Annotated in this window: 18 protein-coding genes; 13 read left to right on the top strand and 5 right to left on the bottom strand. The window is 45.4% G+C overall.

Annotation, left to right across the window (positions count from 1 at the left end):
* Window positions 1–217: 217 nt before the first annotated feature.
* Complete coding sequence (locus tag RH85_RS22730; protein WP_138956457.1) at window positions 218–562, bottom strand: hypothetical protein; 345 nt, start codon at window positions 560–562, stop codon at window positions 218–220.
* 461 nt (window positions 563–1,023) lie between these two features.
* On the opposite strand from RH85_RS22730, the gene RH85_RS08700 reads away from it, so the two are divergent.
* Together RH85_RS08700 and RH85_RS08705 are read left to right on the top strand one after the other, a co-directional pair.
* Window positions 1,024–2,091: an HlyD family secretion protein gene (locus tag RH85_RS08700; RefSeq protein WP_006711853.1), complete on the top strand. Its 1,068-nt coding sequence runs from the start codon at window positions 1,024–1,026 to the stop codon at window positions 2,089–2,091.
* Between the two features lies 1 nt (window position 2,092).
* Window positions 2,093–3,631, top strand: a complete 1,539-nt coding sequence (locus RH85_RS08705; protein WP_006711854.1) for a DHA2 family efflux MFS transporter permease subunit — start codon at window positions 2,093–2,095, stop codon at window positions 3,629–3,631.
* A 119-nt stretch (window positions 3,632–3,750) separates the two neighbouring features.
* On the opposite strand, the gene RH85_RS08710 is transcribed toward RH85_RS08705, so the two are convergent.
* The 3 genes from RH85_RS08710 to RH85_RS08720 form a co-directional block, all read right to left on the bottom strand.
* Window positions 3,751–4,542 carry a phospholipase A gene (locus tag RH85_RS08710; protein ID WP_006711855.1) on the bottom strand — a complete coding sequence of 264 codons (792 nt, stop codon included), beginning with the start codon at window positions 4,540–4,542 and terminating at the stop codon, window positions 3,751–3,753.
* 216 nt (window positions 4,543–4,758) lie between these two features.
* Window positions 4,759–5,178 carry a DUF3010 family protein gene (locus RH85_RS08715; RefSeq protein ID WP_006711856.1) on the bottom strand — a complete coding sequence of 140 codons (420 nt, stop codon included), beginning with the start codon at window positions 5,176–5,178 and terminating at the stop codon, window positions 4,759–4,761.
* Between the two features lie 125 nt (window positions 5,179–5,303).
* The gene (locus tag RH85_RS08720) at window positions 5,304–6,023 is read right to left on the bottom strand and encodes a UTRA domain-containing protein (RefSeq protein WP_006711857.1); all 720 of its coding nucleotides are present in this window, start codon (window positions 6,021–6,023) and stop codon (window positions 5,304–5,306) included.
* Window positions 6,024–6,261: 238 nt separating this feature from the next.
* On the opposite strand from RH85_RS08720, the gene RH85_RS08725 reads away from it, so the two are divergent.
* From RH85_RS08725 to RH85_RS08755, 7 genes are all read left to right on the top strand, one after another.
* Window positions 6,262–7,338 (top strand): ABC transporter substrate-binding protein, encoded by a 1,077-nt coding sequence (locus tag RH85_RS08725; RefSeq protein ID WP_006711858.1) that lies wholly within the window; start codon window positions 6,262–6,264, stop codon window positions 7,336–7,338.
* A 36-nt stretch (window positions 7,339–7,374) separates the two neighbouring features.
* Complete coding sequence (locus RH85_RS08730) at window positions 7,375–8,205, top strand: alkaline phosphatase family protein (RefSeq protein WP_006711859.1); 831 nt, start codon at window positions 7,375–7,377, stop codon at window positions 8,203–8,205.
* Window positions 8,202–9,113, top strand: coding sequence for an ABC transporter permease (locus RH85_RS08735; RefSeq protein ID WP_006711860.1), 912 nt, complete (start codon window positions 8,202–8,204; stop codon window positions 9,111–9,113). Before RH85_RS08730 ends, RH85_RS08735 begins: the two co-directional genes overlap by 4 nt.
* Window positions 9,100–9,885 carry an ABC transporter permease gene (locus RH85_RS08740; RefSeq protein WP_006711861.1) on the top strand — a complete coding sequence of 262 codons (786 nt, stop codon included), beginning with the start codon at window positions 9,100–9,102 and terminating at the stop codon, window positions 9,883–9,885. Before RH85_RS08735 ends, RH85_RS08740 begins: the two co-directional genes overlap by 14 nt.
* Window positions 9,885–10,904 (top strand): ABC transporter ATP-binding protein, encoded by a 1,020-nt coding sequence (locus RH85_RS08745; protein WP_006711862.1) that lies wholly within the window; start codon window positions 9,885–9,887, stop codon window positions 10,902–10,904. Before RH85_RS08740 ends, RH85_RS08745 begins: the two co-directional genes overlap by 1 nt.
* A 2-nt stretch (window positions 10,905–10,906) precedes the next feature.
* Window positions 10,907–11,569, top strand: a complete 663-nt coding sequence (locus RH85_RS08750; protein ID WP_006711863.1) for an HAD family hydrolase — start codon at window positions 10,907–10,909, stop codon at window positions 11,567–11,569.
* A 245-nt stretch (window positions 11,570–11,814) separates the two neighbouring features.
* A complete protein-coding gene (locus RH85_RS08755; RefSeq protein WP_006711864.1) occupies window positions 11,815–12,378 on the top strand; it encodes a cytochrome b/b6 domain-containing protein in 564 nt (187 codons plus the stop codon).
* A 69-nt stretch (window positions 12,379–12,447) separates the two neighbouring features.
* On the opposite strand, the gene RH85_RS08760 is transcribed toward RH85_RS08755, so the two are convergent.
* Entirely contained in the window at window positions 12,448–13,599 is a 1,152-nt protein-coding gene (locus RH85_RS08760) for an aminotransferase-like domain-containing protein (protein WP_006711865.1), read from the bottom strand.
* Window positions 13,600–13,795: 196 nt separating this feature from the next.
* On the opposite strand from RH85_RS08760, the gene RH85_RS08765 reads away from it, so the two are divergent.
* The 4 genes from RH85_RS08765 to RH85_RS08780 form a co-directional block, all read left to right on the top strand.
* Window positions 13,796–14,665 (top strand): AraC family transcriptional regulator, encoded by an 870-nt coding sequence (locus RH85_RS08765; protein WP_006711866.1) that lies wholly within the window; start codon window positions 13,796–13,798, stop codon window positions 14,663–14,665.
* Between the two features lie 186 nt (window positions 14,666–14,851).
* Window positions 14,852–16,780, top strand: a complete 1,929-nt coding sequence (locus tag RH85_RS08770; protein WP_006711867.1) for a TonB-dependent receptor plug domain-containing protein — start codon at window positions 14,852–14,854, stop codon at window positions 16,778–16,780.
* A gap of 10 nt (window positions 16,781–16,790) precedes the next feature.
* Window positions 16,791–17,321 carry a YfiR family protein gene (locus tag RH85_RS08775; protein WP_006711868.1) on the top strand — a complete coding sequence of 177 codons (531 nt, stop codon included), beginning with the start codon at window positions 16,791–16,793 and terminating at the stop codon, window positions 17,319–17,321.
* A 2-nt stretch (window positions 17,322–17,323) separates the two neighbouring features.
* A partial coding sequence (locus tag RH85_RS08780; protein WP_006711869.1) for a CHASE sensor domain-containing protein occupies window positions 17,324–18,658 on the top strand: 1,335 nt, incomplete at its 3' end.

Here is an 18,658-nt window from a genome sequence, read left to right on the forward strand (position 1 = left end):
CGCCCCCCTGCAATCGATAAGACAATAGCAGCGTCAGAGCAAGTAACGGATGAAAGCCGTGCTTGTGTGCACAACGTTTGAGTGAACAATGTGAAATTCATTTTATTATTCCAATCACTAAGCGATGTAAATAAGTCTGCTTACTTACATGCATGGTAAATACGCACGGAAAATTCGTGCACAAAAGAGGCTGTAGCGGAATGCTACAAGATTGGAATTACACTATCGGAGGACGATAGAGAGAATGCTGATCAGCACTTAGGTAGAAGTTGATTCGGGGAATATCGACAAGCGATCGATAAGGTGCCGCATAAGACGACAATAGGTTGCCAACAAGACAGCTACCGCACGTTGATCCATGAGAGCAGCATTGGGTATCTCTACAACTCCCACCGGGATCGCAACATCCAGGCTCACCGGTCAAAAATCTATCCGATATCTCATCACTAATATAATCAGAGTCACTCACTTGTGCAGAGAGATGATCAATAGATAAACGCTCAGACAAAACATCAGCACGTACAGAGAAGCTCAATAGTATCGCTACTATTAACGTCATCATAAGTAAGCTGATTGTGGTTAAATTTTTACTTAACACCACGATGTCTCGACTGAAGGAAGTTTATGTTCAGCGCAAAATTAACGACAAATAATAAAATTAGCAATAAGAAAAATGCCCCTTTACACTATTTTACCGAGCAAAAACATGCTGATGTAACAGTGTACTCTGCCTCTCCATAACCAAATTATCCCGAGCTATACTTAGGCCACTGGCCCAATTTAGGAACGCGCTAATAATGTGCCCCCCTCATGCCGTCCTGGTTCAGGAACCATAATTTGAAAACCCTTTTTACTTTACATGTGTAAAGCAAAGGCTCCAGCTGATTGATAATTTTTTTCCCCTAAGCCGTTGTTAGGTTTGAGAACTAGGTCTAGTATTTGTGTAAGAAAATGTAACCATGCGCTTCTGCGTCAATCTCAAACGCCTGACAAAAAGGCGACTAACCTAGTTGGTTTATAACAATGAGTGAAAATACGTCGACTTCCCATTTTATTCGCAATCTTACTATTGCTGTCATCATTGCAGCGATTTTTGCCACCATTAGTTACTTCTATGTTGAACACCAAAAGAATTATCCGAGTACCGATGACGCTTACGTTCACGCCAACGTGATCTACATTGCACCACAGGTCAGCGGCAAGGTATTGAGTGTCAATGTGTCAAACTATCAAAAAGTCAGCCAAGGAGATTTGCTTTACCAAATCGACCCGGCACCGTTCCAAGCTAAACTTGATGAAGCTCGGGCGGCTTATGAAGTTGCGATTCAAAGCAATGCTGCCACCGATGATGCGATTCTCGCAGCCAGTGCTAACGTCAAAAGCACCCTTGCACTCCTTGCGGATGCACAATCAACTTACCGACGCATCGACAACCTAGTCAAAAAACAATTACTCCCTGCACAACAACTTGATGATGCCAAAGCCAAGCTTTCCAGCGCGGAAGAAAACGTGATTGCCGCACGCGCCAATATGTCGCAACTCATCAAAGCTCAAGGCGCACAAGGTGAAGCGGCACCAGAAGTTAAAAAAGCGGCCGCAGCATTGAGCCAAGCGACACTGTCGCTTTCTTATACCAATATCTTCGCATCTAAAAATGGTCATCTAGGCAAATTGAGTGCCCATGCAGGTAGCGTAGTCTCTCCCGGCCAAGCACTAGTGCCTTTGATTGAAGACAATACTTTCTGGGTACAAGCCAACTTCAAAGAAACTCAACTAGAACGTATTACCACCGAGATGCCCGCGACCATTGAGTTGGATCTCTATCCTGATGCGAAATATCACGGTACCGTCAAAGCAATTTCTCCTGCCAGCGGCTCTGCTTTCTCGTTATTGCCGCCAGAAAATGCCACCGGTAACTGGGTAAAAATCCCACAACGTTTTCCGATCTTGATCCATCTCAGCAACGAAACGGAACATCCAGATTTCCCATTGCGCGTAGGGGCCAGTGCAACAGTCACTATCGACACTGTATCTAAGGCACCTATGAAGTCGAATACCGCTCAAACTCAACCTAGCCAGCAAGAGCAGTAGTATGGCGGAACTAGCCCACACCGCTTCTTCAGAGGAGGAAGAAGCCAATGTCATGAGCGAAGGGACGCGAAAACTGGTGACCTTGGCGGTAATGCTCTCCGCCATCATGGTATTGCTGGACATGACCATCGCCAATGTCGCTCTGCCACATATGATGGGGGCGCTGGGTGTAACGTCAGATCAAGTCACTTGGGTACTAACCTCTTACTCAATGGCGGAAGCGATATTTATTCCGCTAGCAAGTTTTCTCGCTCTGAAGTTTGGTATTCGCCGTTTACTGCTGATTTCGGTCAGCGGCTTTGTGGTGACATCGGCGCTATGTGGTCAAGCCGACAGCATTGCTGAAATGGTCACATTCCGCATCATGCAAGGTGCGTTTGGCGCTGCCGTGATCCCTCTTTCCCAATCGATCATGGTGCAGATTTATCCAAAAAGTCAGCGTGGTAAGGCGATGGCACTATTCAGTGTTGGGGTTTTACTTGGCCCGATCCTTGGCCCAACGCTAGGTGGCATCATTACCGAAAACATGGATTGGCGTTGGATTTTTTACGTCAACATGCCGATTGGTGCTATTTGCCTCGCCTTACTCTATTTCTTTGTCAAACTCGATGGACGTGGAGAGAGCAAAATAGATTGGCCACTAGTGATCGCCATGACCATTGGTATCGGCTTGCTGCAAATGGTGCTAGATAGAGGCAACGAAGAGTCTTGGTTCCAATCCAATGAGATTCTACTCGCGGCAATCATCAGTGCTTTCGCCATTGTGTTCTTTGTCAGCCGTTCCATCATGACGAAAGGCGACATTGCCCCGGTGTGGTTATTGCGCGACCGTAACTTAGCCATGTCGTGTATCGTGATGGCGGGTTTCTCAATGGGTATGTTCGGTATTACTCAGCTACAACCCATGATGCTGGAACAACTGCTCAATTACCCGGTTGAAACCACTGGCTTTATGATGGCTCCGCGGGGCTTAACCTCGGCGATTGTCTTGTTGGCTCTCGCGCGTTATATGGACAAAATTGACGCGCGACTATTGATTGTCATCGGCTTATCTCTCAATGCCGCTGGCACCTATTTAATGACGCAATACTCACTGGAAATCAACATCTACTGGATTTTGCTGCCCAGTATTATTCAAGGCGCAGGGATGGGATTGGTGTTTGCACCGTTAAGTCAGTTGGCCTACGCGACACTAGCACCAAAAGACACCATTGGTGGCGCGGTGATCTTTAACTTGTGTCGTACCATTGGTGGTTCGTTTGGTATTTCGATAGTAAATACTTACTTCTCACGTATTCAGCAGAAAGAATGGAATGAGCTCGGCGGCGCTTTATCTCCAACCAATCCAGCGCTGCAGCAAGCAGCTCACGCCCAAGGAACCACCATTACCGATCCAACGTTTCTAGCGCAGATCCAAAACTTACTCCATCAACAATCAACCCTGACGGCATTTGTCTATACCTTTGGCTTCTTGCTGTTCTCGTACTTGTGCTTAATTCCATTACTCGCTTTATTTAAACCCAAGCCCAAGATGGAATAACTAGCGATGAATGCAAGATAGCAATACGTTGATTGACGTGACAACCCGTGATATCGGCTTATCTGAGTATAAAAATAGGAGCCAATAGGCTCCTATTCATTTTAGAGTAAGCCAATCGATTAAAAGTTAAAGGCAAAGCCCGCACCGAAAGCACTCTCGTCAAAATCATAGTTAGAGATAGTAAGGCCATAGCCGGTTTCAGCTTTCAAATACCCATTTAAGCCCTGATAAAGCGGAAAACGCCACGACACTCGATAAGCCCCTTTCTGCCAATCTTTGGTAAATAGATTCGCGATAGTCAGTTTAACTTCATGAGAAACTAACGGTTGCCATCCTAATTCAGCTTCCCCATAGCCCAAAAAATCGACGATATCAGGGTTATAGTTGTTACTACCAATATCTACCCAAGGCTTAAAGCGTAGGGACACGGTATCAAACTGCCATTGCGCATCAACATAAGCTCGATTCCAGCTCACTTCATAATCACCACCAGCGCCATTTGATTGATGCTCAAAACCCACCGATAGTTGCCCAGCATCGTAAGTGAATCGATAGAACAATTCCGGATTGTATTGGTCATCGCGAAAATAGGCCGAATCGTCATACGCTTCCCAATTTGAGCGTTGCGTATAGCCGAGAAAAACACCATGTTCATCCCATGCCAGCAACTTATATTTCACACTTAATTGAAATTGGACAAAGGTATCTTTTGCCGCATGCCCATTGGGATTGAGTGTCTCATAGCGACTCTGGTTGACCTTGCTTTCATGATAAAACGGCAACAGGTAATTATCTCTATGGGCTGAAAAGCGACGTTCTTCTGCATGTATGGTGGAAAAAGGTACCAACACTAACAGCAGCACCAATGTCGTTTTCAATCCTAGTGCCCAATCCACTTTTGACCTCAACATAATGATCCTTTTCATTCACGCGATTCACAGCAGGTAAGTCGCGACTTCCAACAAGGGTAAGTTCCTATGAATAGGAGTATAGAAAAGTCCGACGAATCGGCCATTATTTGTTGATTCTCAATCATCTAACATATTGCAGACAATAAAAAACGAAGCCTCGATTTAATCGAATGGCTTCGTTTCTTGTTAACGCAAGGTTGGGCTAAATCGCTGTGATTAGCTCAAGTGCGCGTAAGCTGTAATAAACGCCGCTTCTTGGAACTGACGTAGACCAGTATCACGGAAGTCAACCATTGGAGCCGTACGCTTAAGCGCTTGCTTGATATCAACCGAACTCATGAACTGAACGTCAAGGCCGTCGATAAGCTGAATCGCAGACTCTAGCTTGAAGCCGATTGCGCTACCAGCAAATTTACCGCGAGTTTCGCGAGTACGGATAACAACACGATCCACTTGGTAATCATCAAGCAGTTTTTTAAATGCGAATTGAAATTCACGCATCTCTTTGTTATCCAAAGAATCCTTGATAATGAACTTTTGAGTTCGACAATCAGGGATGTCCATCATGCTATTACTTTTACTTAACAAGCAGATAATCGCTTCGTTGCTACGTAGCTCAACAGCACAAATTTTCATGTTTTCACCTATCTTTTAGTTAGCCCCTAAGTGTAAGCAAGTTTGCCTGCGATGTCTTTAGGTTAAAGGCGTATAACTGAAAAAAGAGAGCCTGCTTTGCCGCTTCTCGCCTGCGAAAGTGCTCATTAAGTAGCCACAGTGTGGTTATCAATTTGAATCAACACCGCATCAGGTCGCCAGTATTCAAACTCACAATCCATCAATTGGCCATCCTGCTTATAATTAACGCGACAAATTTTCAGCACCGGTTGACCTTCGGCCAAATTCAACGCTTTAGCAACATGACAAGGAGCAGCCGTTGGCACCACATCAAAACGCGAGCGTTTGGTTTCATAACCATACTTCAAGCGATAAATTTCTGTTAATGAATCAGTTAAATTTTCCTGCAAAATGCCCTCAAACAATCCACTTTTAAGCACATTTTCGACGAATAACACTGCTCGGCCATCAATGGTTCTGACACGCTGAATAATATGAATCGGTGTTATTTCACTAATATCGAGGGCTGCGGCATATTCACCCGCCGCCATTTCATTACGTACATCAACTAGCTTGGTTTGCGCAGTTCGCTGCTGATCGCGGATCATTTGGTGAAAATGCGCACGCGAGAGCGGGTTATAACAAACTCGAGGCGGTGACACATACCAACCTCGGCGCTCCTCTCGATAAATCAATCCTTCGGTTTCCAACGCCACCAGCGCATCTTTTATGGTGATCCGAGTGGTTGAAAACAAGCCACTAAGGGCTCTTTCTGACGGCAGTTTTTGCCCTTTGAGCATCACGCCTGAATCAATCTGCTCTCGCAGACTGTGTTTTATTTTTCCCAGTTGAGTTGGTCGCTGCATTGTAATGCTGATCTAGTCCATTGCTTTTGCCAAACAAACTAAGACGCTTTTGTCACAAAAATATGACCGTTAGAAGACGCTTTTATTGTTTTGCTATTTAGCTTCCCTGCCCTGATGAATTGAAATATTACTGCCATTGAAAGTCATTAAAACTGTCAAATAAGTTGCGCCAAAACGTCACATTTCCTGCCTAGCATACAAAACGAACTTACTGACCTAGTCCAAGAGGATAGAGACTATGAAAACTTTGCTAAGTCGTTCCACAGCAGTATCAGCCACTCTGGTTGCCGCCACACTTTCAGTACCTGCGTTCTCAGCATCAAAGGATGATGCCAATTTAGAAGCCCTCATCAAAGCTGCACAGCAAGAAGGGGCGGTTTATAGCGTAGGCATGCCTGACAGTTGGGCAAACTGGAAAGGAACGTGGGCCGACCTCAATGCAAATTACGGTTTGAAGCACCAAGATACCGATATGAGCTCAGCACAAGAAATTGCTAAGTTTGAAGCAGAAAAGAAAAATGCCACCGCAGATATTGGTGATATCGGTTTCGCCTTCGCCCGTGTCGCGGTGAAAAAAGGGGTAACTCAAGCTTATAAACCTACCACTTGGAATGATATTCCTGACTGGGCTAAAGACAAAGATGGCCACTGGGCACTTGCTTATACTGGCACCATTTCTTTTATCGCCAACAACACCCTAGTCGATAATCCACCGAAAAACTGGAGTGACCTATTAACCGGTGATTACAAAGTGACGGTTGGTGATGTGGGCGTTGCCGCGCAAGCCAACAACGCCATTCTTGCGGCCGCCTTTGCCAACGGGGGTGATGAGTCAAACTTAAAACCGGCCATCAAATTCTTCGCGGAACTGGCAAAACAAGGCCGACTTTCTTTTACTGACCCAAACATGGCGACGTTAGAAAAAGGCGAAGTGGAAGTGGCGATCATGTGGGATTTCAACGCGCTGAATTACCGTGACAAAATTGATCGTGAGCGCTTTACCGTCACGATTCCACAAGATGGTTCGGTGATTTCAGGTTACACCACCATCATCAACAAATACGCCAAAAACCCGAATGCAGCAAAGCTAGCTCGTGAATACATCTTCAGCGACCAAGGGCAGATTAACCTTGCTGAAGGCTATGCTCGCCCAATTCGCACCAGCATCACGCTGCCAAAAGCAATCCAAGACAAACTTCTGGAAAACGACCAATACAGTAACGTGCACCCAGTTTCGGACTTCTCTGCTTGGGAAAAATCATCGCGTAAACTGCCACGTCAATGGCAAGAAAGCGTGCTGATCCACCAACAGTAAGACGTCGTCACACTAAGAAGTACGAGAGAACACACCATGAACAACAAGGTCATCCTTGTGGTTCTAGATGGACTGAATTATCAGGTAGCCCGTGATTGCATGGGTTACCTGAATGGTCTGCTAGAACAACAACGCGCAACGCTGTACTCGCTGCAATGTGAATTGCCATCGATGTCGCGCCCTTTGTATGAGTGCATTCTGACTGGGGTTCGCCCCGTCGACAGCGGCATTGTTAACAATCACATTGTGCGCTTATCCCATCATCAATCGATATTTAGTCTCGCGACACAACAAGGTAAAACCACCGCTGCGGCGGCGTATCACTGGGTGAGCGAGCTATACAACCGCGCGCCTTATGACGCGGTGCGTGACCGATTCACTAATGATGAAGCACTCAACATTCAGCATGGCTGCTTCTATCACTGGGATCACTATCCGGATGAAGCACTCTTTTTAGATGCCGAACATTTACGTCAAACCCACAATCCAGATTTCTTGCTGATTCATCCGATGAATATTGATGACTTGGGGCACAAGTTTGGTGTCGATTCACGCCAATATCGTAACAGTGCCCGTCACGCTGACATCCTCTTGTCTGATTATATCGATCGATGGTTGGCCGATGACTACCAAGTGATCATCACCAGTGATCACGGTATGAATAACGACCTTTCCCATGGTGGTATTTTACCAGAAGAACGTGAAGTGCCGATGTTTGTGATTGGCAACAAGTTCACTCATCAGCCTCTGCCATCATCGTCTCAAAACACCATCACGGTGAAACAAACCGAGATATGCGGCACGGTTTGCCAACTGCTTGGTATTGAGCATAACAAACCATATACGCAGGAATTGTTGGCCTTATGAGTAGCACTGTTATTGCGCAGTCAAATACTGCCTCACCCTCGATGTCATTGCGTGTCGTTCGCCAAGCGAAACGCTTAAAACCGGCGCTATGGATTGCACCCTTCGCGCTATTTTTCTATTTGTTTCAACTCGCCCCGATGGGTTGGGTGTTTATCAATAGCTTCATCTATGAAGGTGAGTTTGCATTAGATAATTACATCGAAGTGCTCGATTCTGCTTTTATGATGCAAGCTTTCGGCAACAGTTTGTGGCTAGCCGTTTGGTCAAGCTTATTTGGCCTTGCGATTGCCACTTTACTGGTCTCTTCTCTGCGCCGAATTAACTCCAAACTGCGCGATGCCGTGATTGCGTTTACCAATATGAGCAGTAACTTCTCCGGAGTGCCGCTCGCATTTGCTTTCATCATCATCCTCGGTACCAATGGCGCCATCACATTGCTATTAAAGCAATACGGTTTGCTCGGCAGCTTTGACCTCTATGGCCAATGGGGGTTGCTGGTAATCTACATTTACTTCCAAATTCCATTAGCAGTGCTACTGCTCTACCCTGCCTTTGATGCTCTAAGCGACGATTGGCAAGCGGCCGCGTCATTGCTTGGCGCAAAAACGTGGCAATACTGGTGCAAAGTGGCACTGCCCGTGCTTTCTCCCGCTTTGCTTGGCACCTTTATCATCTTGGTGGCCAATGCGATTGGCGCCTATGCCAGCGTGTATGCCTTAACTTCTGGAAACTACAACGTGATCACCATTCGTATTGCGAGTTTAGTGTCGGGTGACTTGTTCCTCGAGCCCAACCTCGCGGCGGCAATTTCTGTGGTGCTAATGGCCATGCTGGCCTTTATTACTGTGATCAACCAATGGCTGATTTCAAAAAGCTACGCAGGGAAACAATCGCATGCAAAACGTTAATCCTCGCTTTCATCAATCCGTGGTCTATTCGATTGTCACCATCATGCTGATCCCGATTGTGGCGACACTGATTTACTCGCTCTCATCCAGTTGGGGTGCGACCATATTACCCGATGGTTTTACGCTTGATTGGTATACCAACTTACTCACCGACCCGCGCTTTTTGCAGGCTTTTGCGCGATCATTGTTTATTTGTATCGCTTCGCTGGCTTTGAGTGTGGTTCTGGTTTTACCAACCATTTTTGTGGTGTTTTACTATTTCCCTAAGCTCGACAAACTAATGAACATTTTCATTTTATTGCCGTTTGCCGTGCCACCCGTTGTCTCATCCGTTGGCTTGCTACAGCTTTATGCCGATAGCGAAATTGCCTTAATCGGCACGCCATGGATCTTGATTGGCACCTATTTCACCATCGCGCTGCCTTTTATGTATCGTGCGCTTTCAAACAGCTTTGAGGCGATTAATTTGCATGACCTGATGGATGCGGCGCATTTGTTAGGCGCGAGCACCAGCAAAGCCTTCTTGCTGATCATTTTACCCAATTTAAAGAAAGGCTTGATGGCATCACTGTTTCTCTCTTTCTCGTTTTTACTCGGTGAGTTTGTATTCGCGAATATCTTAGTCGGCACTCGCTATGAAACCCTACAGATCTATCTATTTAATATGCGTCAGACCAGTGGACACTTTACATCAGCACTCGTGATGACCTACTTCCTGTTTATTTTCTTACTGACTTGGCTAGCCAGTCGTTTCAGCCAAGGAGCCAAATAATGAGCTACGTAACAGCAAAAAACCTAACCAAACGTTTTGGTGACAACACCGTGTTCGAAAACATCCAATTTAGCATCGAACAAGGCGAATTTATTACCCTACTTGGCCCAAGTGGCTGTGGTAAATCCACCCTACTGCGCAGCCTTGCTGGCCTAAATCCGGTCGATGGTGGCGAAATCTGGGTGAACAACGAAGAGATCACGCAGCAAACGCCACAACAACGCGGCATCGGCATGGTGTTTCAATCCTATGCGCTATTTCCTAATATGACGGTGGAAGGCAACATCGCCTTCGGCCTAAAAATGAAGAAACTGGCCAGTGCTGATATCCAACGTGAGGTGGCTAAAGTGATTGACTTGGTCGATCTCAAAGGCAAAGAAAAGCAGTACCCACATGAGCTTTCTGGCGGGCAACGCCAACGCGTCGCGCTCGCTCGCGCCTTGGTAGTTAAGCCCCGTATCCTGTTGTTGGATGAGCCCCTATCTGCCCTTGATGCCAAGATACGTAAACACTTGCGTCAACAGATCCGCGACATTCAAAAAGAGATGAATTTGACCACCATTTTTGTCACCCATGATCAGGAAGAAGCGATGATCATGTCAGACCGAATCTTCTTAATGAATAAAGGTGAGATCGTTCAAGCGGGTACACCTGAGGAGATTTACACTCAACCAGCTAATGAGTTCGTTGCCGGCTTTATGGGCCATTACAATCTCGTGGAAGCGCATAACGCCAAGCGACTATTTAATATCGATACTGGATGGAAAGTGGCCATTCGCCCTGAGTCTATTTACGTCAAAGAGCAAGGTCGCCACTATGGCAGCCATATTTCTGCTCCTCAAACCGCCACGATTAAAAATCATCAGCTACTTGGCAATGTAATTCGCTATCAAGTAGACGTTGACCAGTGTGAGTTAACCGTCGATTTATTAAACCGTTCATCAGAGCGGCTGCTCGCCAACGGCAGCCAACTTGAACTCCTATTTAACCTCAACGAAATTCAGCCAGTGAGAGCATAACGATGTCGAAACCCCTCTATGTATTTGATATGGATGACACACTTATCGATGGTGATTGCGCGATGATTTGGAATGCGTTCTTAGTGGAAAAAGGCGTCGCAACACAGCCGGATTTTCTGATTGAAGATCGTCGTTTAATGGCACTCTACGCCGCTGGGGAAATGGATATGGAAGACTACCTGCAGTTTTCCATGGCACCACTGGCTGATATACCTATTGAACAGGTTCACGCGCTCGCCGACGAGTGTGTTGATCGCGACATTCTACCTAGGCTATACCCACAAGCAACACAACTTATCGAGCAACTCGCCCATGATGGCTGCGATATGTTGGTGATCTCTGCCAGCGTCACTTTTTTGGTCGAAGCCGTCGTAAAGCGGATCGGGATTCTCCATGCATTAGGCATTGATCTTCTCCAAAATAACGGCTGTTACAGCAGTGATATTCTCGGCGTACCAAGCTATCGTGAAGGCAAAATCACTCGCCTTGAAGCATGGCGACTCGCCCAACAACAGCGATTTTCTCCGATTCACTTCTATAGTGATTCGATTAACGACCTACCGCTGTGTCAGTACGCCGATTTCACCTATCTAGTCAATCCATGCCCACGTTTGTGCGAGCATGCCAGCCAACCAAATTGGCAGCTCCTCAAGTGGGAGAGATAGCACGTCTTCGTCAATAGGCTTCTAGGGCTTTGCTCTTGTATTATCGACAAAGCAAAGCCCCAAAGACTTGTAATTTTAACTTTCTAACTCTATCTATCCTCTATTTCACCACGATCAGAAATGAGCACTTATGTTGTAGGCAAAAACATAGCCTAACGTGATAAACGGCGTAGACTCAATAAAATAAGACAGCCGCTATACTGTCTTTATTCATAAGTTTATAAGTCAGCATAGAAGATCACATTATGGCCTTATCACGTGTAAAGGAAGGAGTGGATGAGCTGTTCGCTGCTCTACCAAAATCAGAAAAAGTGCTGCACGCTTTAATTCTTGTTTGGGTCTTAGCGCAGATCATTACCTCGAATTTCATGCATGTTCATGCGAATACACTGTGGGGAAGCATCAACCTCACAGCTAAGTTGCACGCTTATGGTGGACTTTGCTTACTGCTTATCACATTGGTGTTTGTCTACCGAGTCATTAAACGCCGTACCATTGCCGATATGTACCCTTGGTTATCTGGTAACATCAACCAAATTAAACAAGACATAAAAGTCATTAGCACGTTACGCCTACCCGAATCACAACCAGCAGGTTTAGCGGCGACCGTTGAAGGTTTAGGTCTACTTGCTTTAGTGCTCGCATTATTGACGGGGGCGATATGGTATCTCGTCGCTAGTAACTCCGGCACCGCACCACAACTTCTCGAAATACACAAAACCAGTGTTGGTTTAATCGAAACTTACTTCTACGCACATGGTGGTATGGCACTACTGCACTATATTCACTGGTGGCGTAATAAAGAATAAATATCGACAGATGTAGTTAAGGGGCTTTAAACGCCCCTTTTTTATAATTCAAACGTGATGCTTCGTCTTCTATAAGAACGATTTTAAGCCCTGCGCTAAGCGAGTTACCGCTTCGATAAGCTCTTGTTGATTTGCGTTAGTGAAGTTTAGACGCAACGCCGCAGGAGCACTTTCTGCCTCAGGGTAAAATACTGGGCTTGGCACCACAGCAACCCCCGTTGCGAGTAACTGCTTTGCCAACTCAAAAGTGTCACATTGTGGAAGCGAAACCCAAATGAACATACCGCCATCCACCGCCTTTATCTCGCACAGCTCAGGCAATTGTTGTTTAAGTTCACGATAAAGCGTTTCATAGCGAACTTTGTAAAGCGCCCGAATCGCGTCAATATGAGCTGGAAACTCGACATGCTGCAACAAACCTAACAATAACGCTTGCATCGGCACACTAGAGTGGAGATCCGCGCCTTGCTTGATCTTGATTAGTGGCTCAATAAAGCTTTGCTTACCGCTCACGACGCCTATACGCAGACCCGGTGAGGCAATTTTAGAGAACGAACGCAGCACGATGGAATGTTGTGGACAGAACTCAGATACCATAGGTAAAGCTTCGCCTGTAAAACGCAGTTCGCGATAGGGCGCATCTTCAATAAACGTCACTTGGTATTGTTGGCATAACGCAGCCACTTTCTGTCGCGTGTCTAACGTCCAGCAGACACCTGTCGGATTATGAAAATCCGGCACGGCGTAAAACATTTTTGGTTGGTAGCGAGCAAAGCTTTGCTCAAGCTCTTCGAGATTTGGGCCGAACTCGGTTTGTGAAACGGTGACAATATCAGCCTGAACTAACCCAAACACTTGCATAGCACCAAGATAACTCGGAGCTTCCATCACCACGGTATCACCCGGATTAATGTAAGCACGGGCGATCAGATCAAGCCCCTGCTGAGAGCCTGTCGTCACCATCGCTTGATGTGTATCTGGTAAATGATAGTAATCATTTAAGAAATTCAGTAGTGGCGCATAACCCGCCGTTGAGCCGTACTGAAACACCTCTGGCATATTGGCCAAATTGTTTAACATCGGCTTCATCAAATCAATCGGGAAGGTCGCTTCATCCGGCAAGCCTCCTGCAAGTGAAATGACATTCTTATCACACGCGGCAGCTAGGATCTCCCGAATATAAGAGGACTTAACATTTTGTAATGATTGCGCAATTTCCATGATGTACCTGTCTGATTGTATTTTTCATTGCCAAGCCATCTTTAGGACTTAGTCATAAATACCGACTTCTGTGACTTGAGAGCCTATTTTGCGAAGCGGTGTACAATTTGTTGTGTCTAATGATAATACTGCCTGTTGCATCAAATAATTTGTCCATTTATGCTGTCTAATATGTCCATTTATGCGAATTTTCTTTGTGAACCCACAACACGTTTCCCGAATCAATGATGTGCTTTTTTACATTCATCAAGATATCAGCCAAGAATTGACGGGGAGAGATCTCGCTAAAATTGCCGCCTATTCGGAACAACATTTTCACCGTATTTTTAAACAGGTTGTCGGAGAGTCAATCCACCAATATATCCGGCGAACTCGAATGGAATATGCAGCGAATCAACTGATGTTCGACACTCGCTCCCCCATCATTGAAATTGCCAACAAGTGTGGATTTGTCTCTCTGTCCTCATTCAGTCGTGCTTTTAAAGACACTTTTCATATGGCTCCGGGACAATGGCGCCAGCATGATTTCCAAACAACGGAAAAATCGTATCTAAAAGATCCTGAAATTGCCGCCGCCTATCGCCGAGTCGCACAGCGCCCAACACCTCAAGCCAAAGTCTTAGAAGTGCCCGCTCGCATTACTGCTTATGTACGACATGTGGGCTATAACCGCTCTATCCGTCAGGCGTGGTTGATTCTTAATGCTTGGGCAGAATCAGAAGGACGCAACGTCACTGAGCAATTTGGCCTACACCATTCTAATCCTGCATGGGTTGAACTAAATCAATGCCGCTACGTCGCCTGTATGACGGTTGATAAGCCCGTAAAGGTTCGTGGCATGGTGAATCAAATGGTGATTCCGGGAGGGCTACATGCTGTATTTCGTTTAAAAGGACATTATGGCGAACTGCTTCCACAGATCACGCTGATATTAGAAAAGTGGCTACCTAATTCTGGGTTTAAAATGCGATCAACCTCAGCTTATGTACATTATCACCAGAACCATTTCTTAAACGACACTGAATATTTTGAATTGGATTTCTTCTTACCGATTGGTTTCTTTTAACAGTATAAATATCAAACACAATCAATAAATTAAAATAATCGATAGGACAATTATAATTAGAGCATCTCGTTCCTTATATTGCTGGCTTAAAACTCGATTAGTGTTACATTTTTATTAAAACACAACCTTATCCTGTGCGGTTAACAGTAATAACTAAAAAAAAACGCTGCTAGGCAAACGTTTACAATGAATCTTATAAAAATAACGCCACTGCTTACCTCTACCATACTTGCGCTACCCACTTTGGCGGCGGATTCTCTTGATGACTTGTTAAATATGTCATTAACCTCCTTAGCGGAAACCAAGGTCACTTCAGCCACGCGCAGTTCACAAAGCTTAGCTGATACCCCTGCTGCGGTATACGTGATTACCGCCAAAGAGATTAACCGTTCCGGAGCTCGCTCTGTCGCTGACGCACTCGCACTCGCGCCTGGATTACATGTTGCCAAATACTCCAATTACGATTGGGGCATTAGTGCTCGTGGTAATAATAAGGTGATGAGTAATACCATGTTGGTGATGGTTGATGGTCGCAGTGTCTTTAACCCGATGTTTTCCGGTGTGGACTGGGATCTTATTCCGGTTAGCATTGATAACATCGAACAAATTGAAATCGTTTTAGGCCCAGTAGGGACTACATGGGGTGGCAACGCCGCAGCGGCTGTGATTAACATCATCACCCTTGAAGCCGATAGCGCACTTGAAGCACAGCTTACCGTTAAAACAGGTAACTGGGGTTACAGTGAATACCAAATGCGCCATGCAGCTCAAGTTAGTGACTATGCCTACCTTAGTGGCTACTTTGAATTTGTTGAACATCCCCCATGGACAAGTGATGAGGAGCGCGTTCAACCCAATGATCACTTTACCGTCTATACAGAGCGTTTTGGTGGCCGTTATGACTATCAAAAGCTAGCGCATACATTGAGTGTGCAAGCAGGTGGTATTCGCTCACGTGAAGACTATTTATGGGCTAACTACCGCCCCACTATTTTCTTTCCCGATAATTCCGGCACTCATATGTATGAGACCGAAATGACCATGGAAGAGTACTTTGCTGGTATCCAGCATATTTACGAAATGTCGCCAGAACAGCGTTTAGAAAATGATGTTTGGCTAACCTATAGTGCCAATGATAGTACCCACCGGAACGCAAATTTTTTCAGAGCCGATATCGATACACGAATGGTTTGGGACAACCTTTGGGGAACCCAGTTAACACTAGGTGGCAATCTTCGTCTAATTGATGAAGAACTCGGAATTTACGACGCTCTAGATTTCTATACTATGCCGTATTTACGAATAACGGATGAGCCCAAATTTTTAAACCAAAGTTACGGTATTTATGGAAATTGGAACCTGCCAATCACCGATAATATTACCGCCACCTTTGGTAACCGCTGGCAATACAATAACATTACTGATGAGGTCGACTCTCAGCCACAAGTACGTCTAAGTTACGCACTGTCTGATCAGCAGCAACTCTGGGCGGGTTGGGGTAAAGCCATTGTCACCCCTTCTCGATTAGAGCGAGAAACCGCTTTTCGACGTAATACCCTAATAGAAAATGCTCTATTTAATGACGGTAATCACTATGACTATTATTACTCTGTTGTTGATTGGGGAAATGAAGAACTCAAAACCGAGAGCATTGAAACCTATGAACTAGGATATCGCTTTTGGAATAAAGAGCAGCTGCAGGTGAGTTTAAGCAGTTACTACAGTCAGCATCATAATATTCGAGCTTTAGTTCGCCTCAATGCTTCACAAGTAGTGATTCCTGGCGGCTCTTCAGATGGCACTATTGGTACTGTAATAGAAAATTATAACAATCAATATGTCGACCCATTATGGACAGAAACCTATGGGGCTGAACTGGCAATAAAATGGCAGCCGGCAGAACAACTGCAACTCAATGCTAACTACAGCTATAAGCGTATTATTGGCCACTGTTCTGGGTCTATTTGCGGCTCTAGCGACGCCCCAAGAATCACCGCCACCGTCGAAGGTGTTGGCGCCGATCAAAATACAGAATTTGCTGAAAACATGACGCCGTTTCAAAATGGAACCCAATATTGGGTAACGATTGAATGGGCCGTAGCGCAAGATATATGAGTGAGATTCTATGATTCTACGTTTGTTTCAGCGCCTAAGCCGCCGCTCCATACTGACCTTGGGGCTGATAATTTTCTCTTGTAGTGCACTCGCTAAATACAGCGATGAAGATCTTATGGCGGTCTATTTATACCGCTTTGCGCTGCTGTCTGATTGGCAAGAAACGGGCGTCTCAACTCAACCATTAGAGTTCTGCGTTACTGAGGAGTCTGATGTCGCACTTCGGCTACGAGATATAGTGTTAAGCAAACCCGAGACGGCAACTTATGACAATATTTCGCAAAACCCGACCAGTTCAATTTGCCACATACTGTATGTCGAAGGCGTGGATGAGCAACAAGTTACTCAACTTAAGCTTGATTACCCTCACGCACTGCTTGTCGGCTCCAATAAAGCCTTTATTCAATGCGGTGGCATGATTGCGTTTGTCAAAGTAAACAACCGCATCAAACCCATGATTTCCCGTGAAAACGTGGAACCCAGTCAAATCAAATTGCGTGCACAACTGCTCAGTGTCGCCATCTTAGCAAGTGAGGCCTAACCATGATCACAACTTTAATGGCCGGCCTACCTCTTCGCTATAAAATGATCCTACCAACATGGTTAATGGTCACCTTTATTATTGGCGGCATTGGCGCATTAGCGATTCAATTTAATGTCAGTTCACAAAAAGTGAACCTCGATCATCGCATCAGTGTCCTGACCAAAGCGGTCGCAAACACACTACCAGCGGCTCTAACCTTTGATGATGCTCTATCGGCACAAGAGCAAATCAATAATTTAAGCTTTGACCCGGATATTATTGCCGCGCAGGTTCTTAATAGTGAACAACAAGAATTTATTAATATTCAACGCATTCCACGTGGCTGCGCATGGAATAAAGGGGTTGTGCAATGTCAAACCAAAGAGTTTGAGGTACATAGCACCCCAATTTTGTTGGGTGGAGAACAAATCGGCACATTGAAGGTGTGGGTTTCTTTAGAGTATCTCAAAGCCATGGCACAAAAACTGTGGACTTGGCTATTGGTGATTACACTATCGCTTTCAGTGCTTGCTTGGTTATTTGCACGCTCGCTGCACCGCTTGATCATCACACCATTAAGTACACTGCACCATTCAATGGAAAAAATGACGCGTGACGGGGTACTAAAAAAAGAGCTGCCGATAATGCATGATGATGAGCTCGGAAAGCTCACGGCCTGCTTCAACGAAATGGTAAGTAGCCTACGTGAAAGGGAGCTACAGTTACACTCTGCGCTCGATAGCGTCGAACAAAAAAACCGCTACATCTTTCGTGCGCTTGATGTGATGAAACGTGGCATCGTGGTTGTCTCTCCCGGAGATAAAATCACTTACTGCAACCCAGCGGCAGCCAGAGAGTTGCAAGATATTGATCAGGAGAACAACACACGCAACGTTCTAGAACGCTACTTTGAACCACGCAGTGCAATTGAAGAAGTGCTCGCGGCGATCGAAAACCAGCAGCCATTACCTGCCATCGAAATGCGTGCGATTCAAACCTTGCGCCACTATCAAGTCAGTTGCCATCCAATGGATGAAAACAAACACGTATTGTTACAACTTGAAGACATCACCGAACGTCACTTGGCAGAGCACCGTCGTAAATTAGTCGAATTAATGTTTGAACAAAACCAAGATGCGGTTTTGGTTGTGTCTCGCAACATGACAGTAGAAATGCAAAACCAACAAAGCTATCAATGGTTTGGTCAACTAGATTCACTTTCCGATCTCACATTTGAACACGAATTTGATCGAACTAAACAACTAAAAACACTGCTTAAAAATGGTCGTTTGTCACTAGAATCAAGGATACGAAGTAAAAAAGATTGGCTGCCATGCCAGTTAACGATACGTACC

It is taken from the genome of Vibrio ichthyoenteri ATCC 700023 (assembly GCF_000222605.1).
Classification (GTDB): domain Bacteria; phylum Pseudomonadota; class Gammaproteobacteria; order Enterobacterales; family Vibrionaceae; genus Vibrio; species Vibrio ichthyoenteri.

Coding starts and splice junctions, on each gene's coding strand:
- RH85_RS08710 (WP_006711855.1), bottom strand. CDS start 4,542: ATGTTGAGGTCAAAAGTGGATTGGGCACTAGGATTGAAAACGACATTG.
- RH85_RS08755 (WP_006711864.1), top strand. CDS start 11,815: ATGGCCTTATCACGTGTAAAGGAAGGAGTGGATGAGCTGTTCGCTGCT.
- RH85_RS08715 (WP_006711856.1), bottom strand. CDS start 5,178: ATGAAAATTTGTGCTGTTGAGCTACGTAGCAACGAAGCGATTATCTGC.
- RH85_RS08775 (WP_006711868.1), top strand. CDS start 16,791: ATGATTCTACGTTTGTTTCAGCGCCTAAGCCGCCGCTCCATACTGACC.
- RH85_RS08705 (WP_006711854.1), top strand. CDS start 2,093: ATGGCGGAACTAGCCCACACCGCTTCTTCAGAGGAGGAAGAAGCCAAT.
- RH85_RS08725 (WP_006711858.1), top strand. CDS start 6,262: ATGAAAACTTTGCTAAGTCGTTCCACAGCAGTATCAGCCACTCTGGTT.
- RH85_RS08735 (WP_006711860.1), top strand. CDS start 8,202: ATGAGTAGCACTGTTATTGCGCAGTCAAATACTGCCTCACCCTCGATG.
- RH85_RS08750 (WP_006711863.1), top strand. CDS start 10,907: ATGTCGAAACCCCTCTATGTATTTGATATGGATGACACACTTATCGAT.
- RH85_RS08700 (WP_006711853.1), top strand. CDS start 1,024: ATGAGTGAAAATACGTCGACTTCCCATTTTATTCGCAATCTTACTATT.
- RH85_RS22730 (WP_138956457.1), bottom strand. CDS start 562: ATGATGACGTTAATAGTAGCGATACTATTGAGCTTCTCTGTACGTGCT.
- RH85_RS08730 (WP_006711859.1), top strand. CDS start 7,375: ATGAACAACAAGGTCATCCTTGTGGTTCTAGATGGACTGAATTATCAG.
- RH85_RS08760 (WP_006711865.1), bottom strand. CDS start 13,599: ATGGAAATTGCGCAATCATTACAAAATGTTAAGTCCTCTTATATTCGG.
- RH85_RS08745 (WP_006711862.1), top strand. CDS start 9,885: ATGAGCTACGTAACAGCAAAAAACCTAACCAAACGTTTTGGTGACAAC.
- RH85_RS08740 (WP_006711861.1), top strand. CDS start 9,100: ATGCAAAACGTTAATCCTCGCTTTCATCAATCCGTGGTCTATTCGATT.
- RH85_RS08720 (WP_006711857.1), bottom strand. CDS start 6,023: ATGCAGCGACCAACTCAACTGGGAAAAATAAAACACAGTCTGCGAGAG.
- RH85_RS08770 (WP_006711867.1), top strand. CDS start 14,852: ATGAATCTTATAAAAATAACGCCACTGCTTACCTCTACCATACTTGCG.